Here is a 15,892-nt window from a genome sequence, read left to right on the forward strand (position 1 = left end):
CGCGGGCCTCCGTTCAATAGATGAGTAACGAACCAGCTGTCGGTAAGTTCCCACCAGGACCGTCGGGGCTCCCGGTCGTGGGCGCGGCACCACATGCGATTCTAGGCGGTCTCGATTTCCGCGAGCGGATGGCGAGCGAGTACGGCGACGTCGTTCATTGGGAGGATCACCACGGACACGTTTATCAGCTCAACCACCCCGACGATATCCAGCAGGTCCTCGTCTACAACAACACGAACTACGTGAAGGGAAATCAGTTCCAGCGCGTACTCGGTCCCTTGACCGGAAACGGTATCCTGAACAGTGAGGGTGAGGAGTGGCGGGGGAACCGGCGTGTCATTCAACCGGCGTTCCACCCCGACCGCATCGAGGTCTACGCCGACATGATAACCGACCTCACCGATGCGTCGATCGATAACTGGCGGGACGGCGAGACACGTTCGATCCACGACGATATGATGGAGTTGACGTTGCGCGTCGTCGCACAAGCGTTGTTCGGCGTCGATATCGACCGCTACGTGAGGGACATCGAGACGGCGGTCAACGACTTCCTTCCGGCGACCTCCAGCCTTCCGAACATCATGCTCCCGGAGAACGTTCCGCTGCCGTCGAGGTGGCGAATGGACAGGGCTCGCGAGACCCTCGACGATGTCGTCGACGAGATTATCCAGGAGAAACGCACCAACCCCGGTGAGCACGACGTCATCTCGATGCTGCTCAACGCGAACGACGAGGACGGTGGTGGGCTCTCGAAGAAACAGATCCACGACGAGGCGATTACGCTCCTCTTTGCAGGCCACGAAACGACGGCAGTCTCGTTGACGTACACGACGTATCTTCTCGCACAGCACCCGGAGGTCGAGGAGAAACTCGTCGCGGAACTCGACGAGGTGCTCGGTGGCGAGCGGCCGACGATGGCCGACCTCGCCGAACTCACGTACACGGAACAGGTGGTCAAGGAGTCGATGCGACTGCTCCCGCCGGTGCCGTTTATCACTCGCGAGGCGAAGACAACCGACGAAATCGGCGACTACCGGATTCCGGCGGGCGCGAGAGTGTTCATGAGCCAATGGGTCGTTCACCGCGACTCGCGGTGGTACGACGACCCGCTCGCGTTCCAACCCGAACGCTGGACGAAGGAGTTCCAACGGTCCCTTCCGCCGCTCGCGTACTTCCCGTTCGCGGCGGGACCGCGGCGCTGCATCGGCGACCGATTTGCCATGCTCGAAGCACGGCTCATCCTGGCGATGTTGTATCAGAACCATCACCTCGAACTCGCCTCGGATCGGAACCTGGAGGTGATCCCGACGGTCACGTCACGACCGAAAGAGGACGTTCTGATGACGGTCCACGAACGCTCGGGGGACGAGATGCCTGAATCGGATCGATAGGCCGGATTTCTCTCGACGCTTTGGAGGTGGTGAATTTTGGAGGTACTCGTATCGAGGCCGACGAGGACGTTTCAGAAATCGTTTTGGCACGCTTGAATGACCAGCTTGGGTTCGTCGTACAGGCTGTTGACCGTGTGTTTGCCCTTCCCTCGTCCGCGTCCGCGCTGGTCCTGTTTGATGAGGTCGAGGAACTCCAGTTCGGTCAGCAAATCCCTGACGCGTCGCTCCTTCAGGGGCTCCGAATCCATCTGTTCACAGATCTGTCGGTAGGAGTGTTGGACCACCTTGTTCGGAATCTTCGGCTCGTCGTCGTTCGACTGTTGGACTTGCGATGCGAGCGCGAGCAGGACGTATCGCGCGTGGGGCGGCTGTTTGGAGATGAGTTCCGAGATGCGATTCGCGCCTTCCCGTTCCTGTGCGACGTCGACGTGGGCGTCCCGAACGAACGACTCGCGTTCTTCCTCCGCGACTTCGCCAGCAAAGCGGAGCACGTCGATCGCCTTGCGGGCGTCGCCGTGTTCCCGGGCGGCCAGTGCGGCTACTTTCGGGATGACGTCGGTTTCGAGCACGCCGTCCACGAACGCGTCGCGGCGCGATTCGAGGATTTCTCGCAGCTGTGTGGCGTCGTAGGGTGGGAAGACGTAATCGCGTTCACAGAGGCTGCTTTTGACGCGCTCGTTCAGTTCGTCCTTGTATCGGATCTTGTTCGAGATGCCGATAACGCCGAGATTGCACGCGTCGATCTTTCCGGCTTCGCTCGCACGCGAGAGGTTCATGAGGAGGTTGTCACCGGCGGTGTCGCCGCTCGTGTCTCCGATTCCTTCGAGTTTATCCACCTCGTCGAGGATGATGATGGCGACGTCGTACATGCTTTCGAGGACGGTCCACAGCCGGTTGTAGTACATCGAGGTGCTGATTCCCTGCTCGGGGATGGCCGTCCCGGTGAGGTCCTCGTCGTTGAGTTGGTCCGCGACGGATTGGACGACTTGGGTTTCAGTCGAGTCCTGTAGACAGTCGATGTACGCGAAGCCAGCGTTCACCCCGTTTTGCGATGCACGTTGCATCATCTGTCGGCTGATGAACTTCGTGCAGAGGGATTTTCCGGTGCCGGTCTTTCCGTAGAGGAAGATGTTGTTCGGGGTGTTTCCGGTGAGTGCGGGCCGGAGCGCGGTACCAAGTCGTCGCAATTCGTCTTCACGGCCGATAATTCGGTCGCCGTCGGGGAGATGAGAGACCTGAAGGAGTTCCTTGTCGTTGAAAATAACTGTGTCGTCTCCAAAGTAGTCCACTGACTCGGACATCTATGAACCCTATGTCGAGTGAGGGTATTTAAACATACCTCCATACTGCCGCTGTAATCATCGAGATAGGATGGTAGACGGTGTATCGAAGCTGTTTTACACCCCTCATTGCCGTTGTAACGGACCGGATTGCCGCTGTAACAGGACGGATTGTCGTGGTAAAAGGAACGGATCGTCACCGTATCGGACCGGGTTGCCGCTGTAAGTTCGGCGAGCTTTCGTGATAAATTCAGCGAAATGCTTCGGAGCGGCTTCCGTGGTCGGAAAGATATCGAGACTCGGAACGACGCCGGGATCAGAATGCCATCGGGAGAACGACGCCGGAATCGGACCGACATCGGGAGTCGGAATGGTCGATGATCGGAACGACATCGGTGGTCTAGTTATCGGACTGTTCTTCGAGTGCCACGAGGTTTCTGATGCGAGGGAGGGAAATCGATTGAATGGTAGTTGCACGGACACCGCGTTGCCGTTGTAAATGGGGCGTAGACGAGCTCTTTCCCGTGAATATTGGATTTTTGTTGTGGGCTATCTTTCTCTTAACCCTGGAGTGCCGTTGTAAACGCGCGTTGCCATCGATTGTTTGATTCGTTTGTCGGGGACCCCACGTTGCCGTTGTAAGTGTGGGGGTGTGTGGTGGAGGGGAAAGGAGGGGTTTCGGGGGGTCGGTTTGACCGAAAATCCACACCGATTCGACAGGGACGGACGCCGATACCACGAAAGACACTGCTTGTGCGCCGAGAAATGATACTCTCGATAGGTCAAAAGCGACAGCACGATTTCAGCTGAAGACAAACCGCGACCGAGTCGCTATCTCCAGTTTGCGACTCTCTCGGGGGATTGTTGGTAAAATAGGTATTTAACCCTATTGCTTCGTCTATCGTGGCTGTTCCTTCACATGAATGCGTGCCATCATCTCCTCGTCTCTGCCCGACTCTTTCAATCGGCAATTTCTTCCGTTTCCCAAGGAACACAGCCTTTAACTCCCACTTACAACGGCAACGTGGGGTCTCAGACAATACTCTCTGAATACATCAGAGGTCTACCTCGTAACGGATCGCTACTTCCCAGTCGGCCACTCCTCCACTCTCAACCACTCCTCCACTCTCAACCACTCCTCCATCCTCGGTCTTACCATCTGCCTCCGAGATCGACTCCGTCTTCCGACCCCACCGTCACCCGAACTGCCATCGAGTCGCGTCGTTCGGATAATCGCTCCACGCGAAGACGGTTTTGGGACGAACCGTGAAAAACGGTGTTCCGTGCTGGATACCGTACTTTCCCTGGTACGCCGTGTCGAGTCGTTCTTCGAGGTCCGTATCGGTGACACGCTCTGCAACGCCTTCGATGATGACGACCGCTTCGCCGCTTTCCCGATGTGCGACGATACGGGAATCGGCCTGGATGTTCTGAACCCAACGAGTTCGTTCGCCGCCACCGCAGTGGAGGGCGTCATCGACCCAGACACCCCAAACCGGACGAACATGCGGATGGCCGTCGGGCCGCGTCGTGCACAGCCAGTAGTTTTGATCCTCCGCCATCGCATCGCGTACGAACGTCCACGAAACCATCTCCCCTTCCTCGTCGGGAATTCCATAGCTCTCCTCGGTCACCGGTCTGCTTCGATGTGCGTCGTATTCCGTAACGTCGTTCCCCACCATCATTTGGAGTACGTCACCAAGGGCCAAAGAGATACGTGTCAATCGACGGTGAATACACCAAAATAAAAACCGCCAAGCGTCCGATTAGAACGTCCTTCGCTCGTTCAGAACGTCCTCACGTCGCCGTCGATGGCGCGCTTCGTGATGTGGGTCACGTTCGACAGTTCCTCGTCCACGAGGGCGACGATGTCGTCTTCGATGTCGCCGAGTTCGACACCATCTTCGGTGACGACGTGAGCGTCGGCCACGTGCGGTTGGTCGATGGGTCGCCCGATCTGCGAGAGCAGACGGACCCGCATGTCGCGGATTCCGTCGACTTCCGCTACCACTGTTTCGGCGATTTCGGTGCTCAGTAGGTTGTAGATCTTTCCGATGTGGTTGACGGGGTTCTTGCCGCTGGTCGCCTCCATGCTCATCGAGCGGTTCGGCGTGATGAGACCGTTGGCACGGTTTCCACGGCCGACGGAGCCGTCGTCACCCATCTCGGCACTGGTGCCGGTCGTCGTCAGGTAGATGCTCTCGTCGTCGTCGGCGGTGTTGACGTAGACGTTCACTTCGCGGTCGGTGTACTCGTGGGCGACCTGGTGGACGTAGTCGCGTACCTCCTCGACGACGGCGTCGTACTCCTCACGGTTGTCGATGTACTTGTCCACCATCGCGGCGGCGACGGTCACGTCGATGGTGTCGCGTTCGCGTTTGCCCATGATCTTCACGTCCGGACCAAGTTCGGGGTGATTGGCCGCGAACTCGCCGTTGAGACGGTTCTCGGCGTTCAGGACGATCTTCTCGGTTTCCGAGAGTGGTGCGTGACCCACCCCAAAGCTCGTGTCGTTCGCCATCGGTACCGTCGCGCCCTCCTCGGAGAACACGTCTTGGAGGTCGCCGCTCCCTTCGCCGAGTTTCACGTCGATGATGACGTCGTGGCCGACTTCGAGTTCGGGGATGTTCTCGTTGAGATACTCGCGGGCGGCGTCCAACGCGACGGTGTCGGTCGGGATCTTCAACCCTTCGTACTCCTTGGTCGCACGACCGACGAGGAGGATATAGATCGGCTCGACGAGTTCGCCGCCGCCGTACTGCGGGTTGGAACTCCCCGCAACGAGTTGCGTTTCGTCGGTGTTGTAGTGAAGGACTTTGCCGACACGGTCGAGATAGGTCTGCGAAAGTGCGCTAGAGACCGCTTCCGCGATACCGTCACAGATAGAGTCAGGGTGACCGATTCCCTTCCGCTCCACGATTTCGATGTCCTGATCTTCGACTGCCCGACGGTCGATAGGTTCCACCTGAATGTTCCGCTCAGTCATTATATCGGTTTCACGGTCACGGATTCTATAACTTGCGGAAACGCATTTCCCCGATTTGATTACTGTTACTCATTTTCGAGTGGTGATTACCCATCCCACAGTAACTCTTTCTTTCACTCGCTGTTCTCCCGCTGTTCATTCGCTACTCATCACCCGTCTTCCCTTCGAGTAGCAATCCGAGATACGACGTTCGAATCTGCTCCTCCGGGTCCAACCCCAACTCACGAAGTACGTCGTAGGCACCCACACGGGCGGATTCGATGTCTCCCTCCTCGTCCGTTTCCGTCTCGACTTCTACGAACTCCCCGAGTCCGGTTACGGCGTCGAGGCTGACGACGTAGCCGTCGAGTTCGTACCGTTCCCGCTCTTTGTGGACGGTTGCGGCCGATTCGAATCCGAGCGCCGAGAGCAGTTCATCCACCGTGTCACCGTTGCCGATGACGGTTTCGTGTTCCTTGCGCGTCTTCGACTCCTCTTCCACCAGCGGGCCTTTGTACGTCACGACCTCCACCGCATCGTCGTCGTCGGCTTCACGGCGAATACGGAGCGCTTCGTCCGTCTCCGCGAAGTCACGGTGGGGCGCGTCGTAGTAGAAGTCCTCCTGCGTGACCACGCCGACGGAGTGGGCATCGAGGTCGTCCAACCGTTCTCGAACCGCCGCGTGGTCGGCTCGTACCTTCACTTCGACTTCGTACATGGTCGGAGGGAGGAGCGGGGGGTTGAAAAGATACACGACGGACGCTCGGCTCTCTCCGTTCCCAGCCTTTCTCGATTTCCTTTCACCGTCATACCCGGCCACCGTCACGCCCGTCCACCGTCACACCCGGCCACCGTCACGCCCGTCCACCGTCACACCCGGCCACCGTCACACCCGTCAGCTGTCCCGCCACTCCTCCCGGAGCAGTCCGTACTGTACCATATCGCGGTGTTCGCCGTCCACGAACATGTACTGACGGCGGCGACCTTCCTCCACAAAGCCGAGCGATTCGAGCAGGCCGCGGGACGCCTCGTTGAAGTCGTACGCCTCCGCGCCCATGGCGGGTGTGTCGTACTTCCGGAAAACGTAGTCGAGAACGAGCGAGACGGACTCCTTCCCGTAGCCGTTGCCCTGCACCGCCGGGACGAGCCAGTAGCCGAGTTCGGGGCGTTTGTAGTCGGCGTCCATCACGTTCACTTGGCCGATTCGCCGCACCTCGTCCGCTTCCCCACCCTCCCCATCCTCTCCATTCACGCAGACGAGGAACCGATCCGCACCGTCATCCTCGTGAAGTTTCGAAACCTCGTCCCGATTCATGACCGGATTTCCCATCGGGTAGCGGAGTTCGGGGTTCGCCAGTGCACGCTGAACGAACGGAACGTCCTCCTCCTCTACCGTCCGAAGCGTGACTCGATCACCGTCCGTGATTCGTGCTCCCGGCATGGATTACTCGTGGCACATATTATTCGTGGGTGAACATGCAGGTTCGATCGTCGTCGCGGAGGATGCAGAAACGCATCGACCCGGTCGGTTGAAAACTGTGCCCCCGCTCTTCCGTGACGAACACCTCCGAAAACGGTTCGCCACAGACCGAACACGCCACGGAATCCCGATTTTCGAACAGGGAACTGTGTCCGGCATCTTTCTTCAATTTCAGGCGGTGGCGAATCGCGTGCTCGTCGAACCGCTCGGTCACGATTCGTCCTCCTCACGGCTCGCTTTCCACTGTTCTCGCGTGATGGTGTAGCGGTGGACGTCGTTCACTTCGTCGTCCATCGGAACCCAATTTCGAAGCAGGCAGTCGTGTTCCCCACCGAACCGTTCGACGTACTTCTCGATGGCGCGCCGGGATTTCGTGTTCCCGGCGTTGTGGCTCACCGATACGAGTTCGAGGCCGAGACGGTCGAACGCCATCGCCATCAGCGCCGACGCGCGTTCGCCGGAGTACCCTCGTCCCCAGAATCGCTTGCCAAGAATGAGTCCGAGGCGGGCGCTTCGTTTCTCCCACTCCGGATACAATAGCGCCGTTCCGGCCAGCGCACCTGCATCCGGTTCCCCATCGCTCGGGCGGACCGCGTACGAGGCGATCGCTCCGTCCCTCCAACTCTCGGCGGCGTTCTCTATCATCTCCCTCGGTTCGTCCAACGATCGATACGGCGACTGCGGAACGTGTTCGAATACGTCGCTCGTTTCCTGACCCGAGAAGAGGTCGTACAGTTCGTGGGTCGTGACGTTCTCGGGACAGACTTTTTCGAGCACGAGTCGCTCGGTTTCGAGACGTTCGGAGAAGAGATGTGACACGATCCGTCACTCCCGGCTTTCGGCCCACTGTTCCCGCGACACCGTGAACCGATGTGCGTCGCGGACGACGTCGCCGTCGGGGTGCCGGTTCCGGAGGATGCCGTCGTACTGCCCGCCATGCGCTTCCACGTACTTCTCGATGGCGCGGCGTGACTTCTCGTTCCCCGCGAGATGTTCGACCGCGACGAGTTCGAGATCGAGGCGGTCGAACGCGAGTTCCATCAGCGCCGACGCGCGTTCGCCGGAGTAGCCCCGCCCCCAGAACGGCTTGCGGAGCCACAGGCCGAGACTTCCGGTTCTCGTTTCCCACTTGACGTTCAGGCCGGTCGTCCCGGCGATTTCTCCCGCGCCGTCCTCGCCCTCTTTGGGTCGGATGATGTACTCCGAACCGGCCGCTTCGGCGCGGTTCTTCTCCGACATATCGATGAACTCCTTCGTCTCCTTCGGCGTCGTGTGCGGCGTCCACGAGAGATGTTCGGTGATCTCCTCGATATCGGGGGCGTCGTGTGCCGTGTGTCGGTAGAGATCGAAAGTATCCACACGGTCGTGTGTGATCGCCTCCAACCGGAGGCGGTCGGTTTCGAGTTCCTCGGGAAACATACCTCTGACGAGACGGCAGGCGGACAAAAGTTTACTGAGTGAATGACAATTCCTGACATGGCAATCCGAGGGCGACACGAGTACCATGATGGGTGTTCACTAGAGACACAGAGTGCATAATCGTGTTCAACTCATAACGGAACTAGATGGTGAACCAACGATCACCGGCGGGAAGCGTCGAATTGGTTTTCTCGTTTCACGACGAGCGATGCTTTTTCGTCGCTTTGTCCGAGCGAGCGGACTGCGGACTCGTCGCTGAGGGTGCAGTTCATCGGGAGGACGGAAACATGCTCGAGTTTTTCACCGTTCACGGTGCACGACCCGAGATGGTTCTCCATATCGCCGATGACCTCCCGTCGGTGCGCGATGCACGCGTCGTGAGTGAACACCCTAACACGACGCTGATGGAGTTCATCGTCACTGACTCGTGTGTCACGGCGACGTTGGCGGATACCGGTGCGATGGTGCGTGAAGCGACTGCCAAGAGCGGCCACGCTCGCATCGTCGCGGACGTTTCGCCCAATGGAGATGTCCGGCGGGTCGTAAACCGCTTTTTCGACCGATACGATGACGCCCAACTCCTCTCCAAACGGACGCTCGGGCGGACCATTCCCGCTCTCTCGAACCGAGCACAAAACGCACATCTCACGGCGGAGTTGACCGACAAGCAGTTGCGGGCAGTGGAAATCGCGACACGCGAAGGGTATCTGATGTGGCCGCGGGAGAGTACCGCGACGGAATGTGCAGCGAAGATGAACGTCTCACAGCCGACTTTCAGTCAACACCTCTGGACTGGATTGGGGAAATTGCTCACTGCCATGTTCGAACCGGATGAAGATACGGAGGCGAATGTGCTAAATGATATCCCCTAGCGAACCTTTCGAGAGAGGCGACGCGGTCAGGTGGCGTCGTTCCTCAGGAACGGATACGACGACCGACTCGATACGAGCTACTTCGGTCGATCATTTCCAACGATGCATACCACGAACTCACCCCACGAAGCGACGAACGGATCGCATCCAGGAGAGCCGATAACCCAGCGCGTTGTGCTCGCCGTCGCAAATCGAGCGGACGTGCAGGTAACCGAACTGCCACCGCTGTACGACTTCCTCGACCCCGATGCTCTCAACGCAGTCGTCAGGAGTAACGCTGCCGACCTCGAACTCTCGTTTTCGTTCGCAGGGTACCGGGTAACCGTCGAGAGCGACAGCACAGTTCACGTCCGACAGGAATCCTGACGGACACGCTTCGAGTTTCTCACCGGTCATACGGAGCTATCGATATCGATGGCTGCCGTCGTTCTCTATCCCTCCGTAGTCGCTTCCTTTCGACTGGTTATCTCCGTCGGATGGAGGTGGAAGAACTCGAACGTCACTTCGCGCGAATCGCGTTCGAACAGGTCGACGAGCGGAATATCGACCCGTTGCACCCCCTGCACCACCTCCGAAGTGATGTCCGCTTCCGCCACTTCGTCCAACTCTCCCCTCACGACGACGCTCCGCCAGCCATCGTCAGTGTGGTCGTAGGTGACGAACGTAACCGGGCGGTCGATGACTTCGTCGCGCTCGCCGCCTTTCTCGACCGCGAGCCGGAAATAGAAGTGGACGTCGGTCGGGTCGTAGCCGTACGACACCGGTATCGAGTACGGCGATTCGTCAATACCCGTCGGAAACGAGATGACACCCGTTCCCCCACTGGTGAGAAATTCGTCCCGCTCTTCGTCGTCCATTCGGACGGATTCGATGTCCCCCATGGCAACCGAGATACGTCGCGCTGGTCGAAAAAGGTGGGTGGTCACGCCGGTCGAAAAAGGTGGATGATCACGCCGGTCGAAACCCATGGATCGTGGAACGAACAGAGGGAACACCGAGAACTGGGGGAATACTGATGGGAACCGCTTTCTTTCATCACGGAGACGGCTACGTATGGCGGGCAACCGATTTCACGTGGTGGACGTCTTCGCACAGGAAAAGTACGCGGGCAATCAACTCGCTGTCGTCCACGATACGGCGTCGATGACGGGAGACGAGATGCTGGAGATCACTCGCGAGACGAACTTCTCCGAGGCGACGTTCATCGATTCGTCGGAAACGAGGGACGGCGGGTACGACGTGCGTATCTTCGATCCCGCGGAGGAGATCCCGTTCGCCGGTCATCCAACGCTCGGAACGGCGTTCGTGGTCCGCGAGTTCGTCCGCGACGACCACCCCGACGAACTCACGCTCAACCTCGGTGTCGGGCAAATCCCCGTCCACGTCGAGCGCGACGAGGATGGCAACGAATTGTTCTGGATGAACCAAGTACCACCGACGTTCGGGGAAACCGTCCCGCACTCCCTCGCTGCGAAGGTTCTCGGTCTGGAAGTGAGCGACGTGGACGACACGTTCCCCGTCCAGATCGTTTCGACCGGTTTGCCGACGCTCGTCGTCCCGCTTCGGTCGCTCGAAGCGGTTCGGCGGGCGGAGACGAATCACGACCCGTACTACGAGGAGTTCATCGAACCGTACGGCGGTCACAACATCGTCCTCTTCGCGCCCGAAACCGAGGACGAAAACGACATCCACGCGCGAGTGTTCGCCGACTACGCTGGCATTCCGGAGGACCCCGCGACTGGCTCCTCGAACGGCTGTCTGGCGGCGTGGCTGGTCGAACACGAGTACTTCGATACGAGCGAAATCGACGTTCGAGTCGAACAAGGGTACGAGATGGGTCGCCCTTCGCTCCTCCACCTCCGCGCGTCGAGAGCGGACGATGTCATCGACGTGGAGGTCGGGGGCCGAGTGATTCCGGTCGCCGAAGGACGGTTGTTGTAGCGAATCTACCGGAATACCGTCGAAACTGTGGTCCTTCCATTCGTCCGTTCGTCCGCTCGCCGTTATTTTGCCGTTACTTCGTCGAACAGTTCAACAGCGCGCCGTTCGATCTCGTCCCGGATATCACGGACCCGTTCGACGTCCGCGTCACAACACTCCCCGAATTCGTCGGTGAGCAACCGTCCGATTCGAGCGTTCGTTCCGGCCATCGAGAGCTAGTTGAAAACAGATTCATCTAGTTGTTCCAAATCGACCATGGTTCAGATAGATTGTATCGTCGTTCGACCGTCGTGTGAAGCGGACGGTTCCGTAGTCCCGGACTCCATCGGACCGCGCTCCGCAATCACTAAACGGCCTACATCCCTACACTCCTTCAATGGTAGACTGGACGGAGAAGTATCGCCCGACCACGCTTTCGGAGGTCCGGGGGAACAACAAGGCCCGTGACCAACTGCGAGAATGGGCCGAGACGTGGGAGAATCACGGGGATGCCGTCATCCTCCACGGTAGCCCCGGCGTCGGGAAGACTTCGGCGGCCCACGCGCTGGCGAACGACATGGGCTGGCCGACCATCGAACTGAACGCCAGCGACCAGCGGACCGGCGACGTCGTCAAACGCATCGCGGGCGAGGCGGCGAAGAGCGGTACCCTCACCGGCGGCGTGTCGGGGCGACGAATCGTCATCATGGACGAGGCGGACAACCTGACACACAACGCCGACCGCGGTGGCTCGCGGGCCATCACGGACGTGGTGAAATCGGCGAACCAACCGCTCGTCCTCATCGCGAACGAGTTCTACGACATGTCGAACTCGCTTCGAAACGCCTGTGAAACCATCGAGTTCCGCGACGTGTCGGCCCGAAGCATCGTCCCCGCGCTTCGGGACATCTGCCGACAGGAGGATATCGAGTACGACGACGACGCGCTCGATGCCATCGCACAGAACGACAGCGGCGACCTGCGCTCCGCGGTGAACGACCTGCAAGCGGTCGCCACTACTGGCGGACGGCTAATGCGCGAGGACGTGGTAACGGGCGAGCGCGACACGACCAGCGGCATCTTCGACTTCCTCGACGACCTGATCAAGAAACAGGACGCCGAGGGTGCGCTGAAGGCGTCCTACGATGTGGACGAGACGCCCGATAACATGCTGAACTGGATCGAGGACAACCTGCCGAAGGATTACGAGGGACAGGAACTCGCGGACGCCTACGGCTACATGGCCAACGCGGACCGCTGGCTCGGACGGGTGCGGGCCACGCAGAACTACAAGTACTGGCGCTACGCGGGCGACAATATGACCGCCGGGGTGGCCGTCGCCAGAAATGGAAAGAAGGGCGGATGGACGCGCTATGGCCCGCCGAGTTACTGGCGAAAGCTCGGCAGTTCGCGCGGCAAGCGCGACACGCGGGATTACATCGCCCGGAAGATAGCCGAGGAGAGCGGCATCAGCATGAGCACGGCCCGCCGCGAAGTCATTCCGTTCCTCTCCGAGATGACTCATCACTGCAAGAACCGGGAGTTGACCGTGACGATGGCGGCGCGCTACGATTTGGAGGAAAAGCACGTCTCGTTCATCACGGGGAGCGGGAAGACGACGAACAAGGTCGAGAAAATCGTGGCCGACGCCGAGGAACGAAAGCACGAACTCGCCATCGAACATTCGGGTGGGGCCTTCGAGGGCTTCGCGTCGGATTCGGTGTCGGACGATGCCGAATCCGTGCAGGGGGACGGGGACGAGGACGCTAAGGGAGATGGTTCAGACCCCGAACCGCAGGAGTCGGCGGCGGAACCCGAACCGACGGACGCTCCCGAATCCGGCGACGGACAGTCCGGACTCGGCGACTTCCTGTAACGAACATCACGACGATGTTCGTATTCTGGTTATATTCGCATCCCGAATATGTTTGTGTTCTAACTATAATAGCATTCTGACTATATTCGTGTTCTGATGGTATCATAGTACACCGATCGGAACGAGGAATGAAAGCTGCCCGTCTCAGTACGGGAAGATGCGGAAGCTCCCGGGGAGGAAGAACCCGAGGGTGAGGAACAGCACTGCCGCAATGGTCGCACAGAGGACGGCGTACGGAATCTGTGTCCGGACGTGGACGAGGTGGTCGCTGCCGCTGGTCGAGGAGGCGAGAACGGTGGTGTCGCTGATCGGCGAACTGTGGTCGCCGAAGATGCCGCCGCTGAACACCGCGCCCATGACGAGCGGGAGGTTCGCGCCAGTGGTGAACGCGATGGGGATGGCGATGGGGAACATGATGCCGTAGGTGGACCACGAACTGCCGTCGGAGAAACTCACCATGCTGGTGATGAGGAACAGCGAGACGGGGACTAGTTGCGGCGGCACGCCGGAGAAGTTGTTGGTGACGAACGAGGAGATGTCGAGCAGGGAGACGGCGTTCTGGATGGAACTGGCGAACATCAGGATGACCGCCGCGAGCAGGATGCCCTTGAACCCGCGCGTCATCGCCTCCGTCGCGTCCTTGTTGCTCGGGATGTCGCCCTTCACGCGGTAGAGGATGAACGCGACGACGAGCGCCGAGAACGAGGCGAGGCCGAGTTGGACGCCGCCGATGTTGAACGACCACTTCCCGCTGCCGGGGAGCACGAGGTGATAGCCGCCGAGCGAGAACAGGGTGTTCATGTGCGGCGCTTGGATGACCGGACTCCCACGCCAGAACATCGCGCTCAGGCCGACGATAATCATCGTCACGATGGGGATAGCGAAGTTTCGCCAGTCGGGCGTTGCGGTGTCCGACATCTCGTACTCGTCTATCTCGTCGGAAATCATCGGTTCGTGGTCGTCGCCGACGACGCCGCCGCCGTTGCGCGCCCGCGACTCCTCGTCCCCCATGCCCATGATGTTGGGGACGACCTGCCACGCGACGAGTCCGGCGATGATGAGCGCGGCCCACGAGTAGAAACCGAAGAAGATGCTGTTGAAAAACAGCGGCCAGATTTGATTCGTCACGGCGTGGGCCTTGTCGCCCTGTCCGGCGACGTACTGGCTCATCCCGTCGGGGAGTTTGTCCTGTTTCTGTGCGGTGACGAGCGCCTTCCCGATGAACCCGATGAGCGCCGCGCCCCACGTCGAGTAAAAGGCGAGCCGGGCGGCGGGACTGCCAGCGGAATCGACGTAGTAGGCGAGTTTGGCCCGCGAGACGTTGTACTTGTCCGTCAGCGGGCGCATCATCGACCCGACCACCAGACAGTTGAAGTAGTCGTCGATGTGGATGATGATCCCCGCGAGGAACGCCGCCTTCTCCGCGTCAGCGGGTGAATCGGTCCGTGCGGTGAGGGCTTCGAGGACGCCACGAAGCGCGCCGGACCGGATCATCAACCCGATCACCCCGCCGATGGCGAAAATCGCCAGCAGGACGTTCTCGACGTACCACGAGTCCGAGAACATCGGCGAAGTGGCCATTATCGTCGGGACGTGTTTCAGGCCGAATATCCCGCCGAGAACGTTTCCCGCCGTTATCGGGCCGAACGACGTATGCAAAAGCGACGTTTTCGGAATCAGGACGTCACCCATGAAATGCTTCGGAACGCCCGCAGACTCCGGCTTCAACGCACCGTAAACCACGCCAGCGCTGGCGATTCCGGCGAACAGCCCGATGATCGCGTCGCGTGAATACCACGCGAGGCTGATGGCGACCAGTGCCGGAATCACGGACCAGACGCCCGCATGAATCGTATCCATACCATTGTTCCCGACCAGTCGAATAAATGGGTTTTGGGCGGTTGCAAAACCAACGGATCACCAACAAAAACCTACCCGTCAGTGAACGCGTTCGAGAAATCGCTTCGCACGCTCGGTTTCGGGATGGGCGAAGAAATCCGCCGGTTTTCCGGATTCCACGATGCGACCCTCGGACATCAGGACCACCCTGTCGCCCACTTCGCGGGCGAAGCCCATCTCGTGGGTGAGACGAGCATCGTCATCCCCTCCTCGGCCAGGTTGCGCATCACTTCGAGCACCTCGCCGACGAGTTCGGGGTCGAGCGCGCTCGTCACCTCGTCGAACAGCATGACGTGCGGGTCCATCGCCAACGCGCGGGCGATGGCGACGCGCTGTTGTTGGCCGCCCGAAAGTTGATTGGGATACTTCTCGGCTTGGTCCGAAAGGCCGACGCGGTCCAGCATGGCCTTCGCCCATTTTTCCGCTTCGTCCTCCTCGAACCCCTTGACGACCATCGGGCCGAGCGCGACGTTTTCGAGCGCCGTCTTGTGCGGGAAGAGGTTGAAGCTCTGGAACACCATCCCGGTGTGCTGGCGGAGGCTGTTCACGTCCACGTCCGGGTCGGAGATGGGTTCGCCTTCGAGTCTGATTTCGCCGCCCTGAATCTCCTCCAAGCGGTTCGTACACCGAAGCAGGGTCGATTTTCCGCTCCCGCTCGGCCCGATGATGACGACCACTTCCCCGTCATCGACGGAGAGGGACACGTCCTTGAGCACGTGCAGATCGCCGAAGTACTTGTCAACGCCGTCGAACTCGACCTCGGGGACGTTCATCGTGGTGTCCGCTCGCT

General features: G+C 59.9%; 16 protein-coding genes and 1 pseudogene. 5 read left to right on the top strand and 12 right to left on the bottom strand.

All coding sequences use genetic code 11. From position 1 onward, the window contains the following. Positions 1-20: 20 nt before the first annotated feature. The gene (locus tag NKF26_RS04765) at positions 21-1,391 is read left to right on the top strand and encodes a cytochrome P450 (RefSeq protein WP_253227094.1); all 1,371 of its coding nucleotides are present in this window, start codon (positions 21-23) and stop codon (positions 1,389-1,391) included. 71 nt (positions 1,392-1,462) lie between these two features. Here NKF26_RS04765 and NKF26_RS04770 read toward each other — a convergent pair whose 3' ends face one another. The 8 genes from NKF26_RS04770 to NKF26_RS04805 all read right to left on the bottom strand — a co-directional run bounded on the left by NKF26_RS04770 (position 1,463) and on the right by NKF26_RS04805 (position 8,535). After that, complete coding sequence (locus tag NKF26_RS04770) at positions 1,463-2,692, bottom strand: Cdc6/Cdc18 family protein (RefSeq protein WP_253227095.1); 1,230 nt, start codon at positions 2,690-2,692, stop codon at positions 1,463-1,465. 1,175 nt (positions 2,693-3,867) lie between these two features. Then, positions 3,868-4,353, bottom strand: coding sequence for a pyridoxamine 5'-phosphate oxidase family protein (locus NKF26_RS04775; protein ID WP_253227096.1), 486 nt, complete (start codon positions 4,351-4,353; stop codon positions 3,868-3,870). 104 nt (positions 4,354-4,457) lie between these two features. Then, positions 4,458-5,657, bottom strand: coding sequence for a methionine adenosyltransferase (locus NKF26_RS04780; RefSeq protein WP_253227097.1), 1,200 nt, complete (start codon positions 5,655-5,657; stop codon positions 4,458-4,460). Between the two features lie 142 nt (positions 5,658-5,799). Next, entirely contained in the window at positions 5,800-6,354 is a 555-nt protein-coding gene (gene cyaB, locus NKF26_RS04785) for a class IV adenylate cyclase (protein WP_253227098.1), read from the bottom strand. A gap of 177 nt (positions 6,355-6,531) precedes the next feature. Then, entirely contained in the window at positions 6,532-7,077 is a 546-nt protein-coding gene (locus tag NKF26_RS04790; RefSeq protein ID WP_253227099.1) for a GNAT family N-acetyltransferase, read from the bottom strand. Between the two features lie 19 nt (positions 7,078-7,096). Continuing rightward, entirely contained in the window at positions 7,097-7,330 is a 234-nt protein-coding gene (locus tag NKF26_RS04795; RefSeq protein WP_253227100.1) for a flagella cluster protein, read from the bottom strand. Further along, positions 7,327-7,935, bottom strand: a complete 609-nt coding sequence (locus tag NKF26_RS04800) for a GNAT family N-acetyltransferase (protein ID WP_253227101.1) — start codon at positions 7,933-7,935, stop codon at positions 7,327-7,329. The genes NKF26_RS04795 and NKF26_RS04800 overlap by 4 nt, the downstream gene beginning before the upstream one ends. Positions 7,936-7,941: 6 nt before the next feature. Then, positions 7,942-8,535: a GNAT family N-acetyltransferase gene (locus tag NKF26_RS04805; protein WP_253227102.1), complete on the bottom strand. Its 594-nt coding sequence runs from the start codon at positions 8,533-8,535 to the stop codon at positions 7,942-7,944. Positions 8,536-8,681: 146 nt separating this feature from the next. Here NKF26_RS04805 and NKF26_RS04810 point away from each other — a divergent pair, with 146 nt between their 5' ends. Together NKF26_RS04810 and NKF26_RS04815 are read left to right on the top strand one after the other, a co-directional pair. After that, positions 8,682-9,407, top strand: a complete 726-nt coding sequence (locus NKF26_RS04810) for a bacterio-opsin activator domain-containing protein (protein ID WP_253234037.1) — start codon at positions 8,682-8,684, stop codon at positions 9,405-9,407. Positions 9,408-9,509: 102 nt separating this feature from the next. After that, positions 9,510-9,773 (top strand): HalOD1 output domain-containing protein, encoded by a 264-nt coding sequence (locus NKF26_RS04815; RefSeq protein ID WP_253234038.1) that lies wholly within the window; start codon positions 9,510-9,512, stop codon positions 9,771-9,773. Positions 9,774-9,838: 65 nt separating this feature from the next. On the opposite strand, the gene NKF26_RS04820 is transcribed toward NKF26_RS04815, so the two are convergent. Then, positions 9,839-10,288, bottom strand: coding sequence for a pyridoxamine 5'-phosphate oxidase family protein (locus tag NKF26_RS04820; RefSeq protein ID WP_253227105.1), 450 nt, complete (start codon positions 10,286-10,288; stop codon positions 9,839-9,841). Between the two features lie 172 nt (positions 10,289-10,460). On the opposite strand from NKF26_RS04820, the gene NKF26_RS04825 reads away from it, so the two are divergent. Then, a complete protein-coding gene (locus tag NKF26_RS04825; RefSeq protein ID WP_253234039.1) occupies positions 10,461-11,348 on the top strand; it encodes a PhzF family phenazine biosynthesis protein in 888 nt (295 codons plus the stop codon). Between the two features lie 62 nt (positions 11,349-11,410). Here the strand turns inward: NKF26_RS04825 and NKF26_RS04830 are convergent, their stop codons facing one another. Then, complete coding sequence (locus NKF26_RS04830) at positions 11,411-11,557, bottom strand: hypothetical protein (protein WP_253227106.1); 147 nt, start codon at positions 11,555-11,557, stop codon at positions 11,411-11,413. 167 nt (positions 11,558-11,724) lie between these two features. On the opposite strand from NKF26_RS04830, the gene NKF26_RS04835 reads away from it, so the two are divergent. After that, complete coding sequence (locus NKF26_RS04835) at positions 11,725-13,203, top strand: replication factor C large subunit (RefSeq protein ID WP_253227107.1); 1,479 nt, start codon at positions 11,725-11,727, stop codon at positions 13,201-13,203. A 144-nt stretch (positions 13,204-13,347) separates the two neighbouring features. Here NKF26_RS04835 and NKF26_RS04840 read toward each other — a convergent pair whose 3' ends face one another. Continuing rightward, a complete protein-coding gene (locus NKF26_RS04840; protein WP_253234040.1) occupies positions 13,348-15,063 on the bottom strand; it encodes a Na+/H+ antiporter NhaC family protein in 1,716 nt (571 codons plus the stop codon). A gap of 78 nt (positions 15,064-15,141) precedes the next feature. Beyond that, positions 15,142-15,875, bottom strand: a pseudogene (locus NKF26_RS04845) (amino acid ABC transporter ATP-binding protein). Positions 15,876-15,892 lie beyond the last annotated feature (17 nt).

Source organism: Haladaptatus sp. AB618 (assembly GCF_024136965.1).
In the GTDB taxonomy this organism is placed as follows: domain Archaea; phylum Halobacteriota; class Halobacteria; order Halobacteriales; family Haladaptataceae; genus Haladaptatus.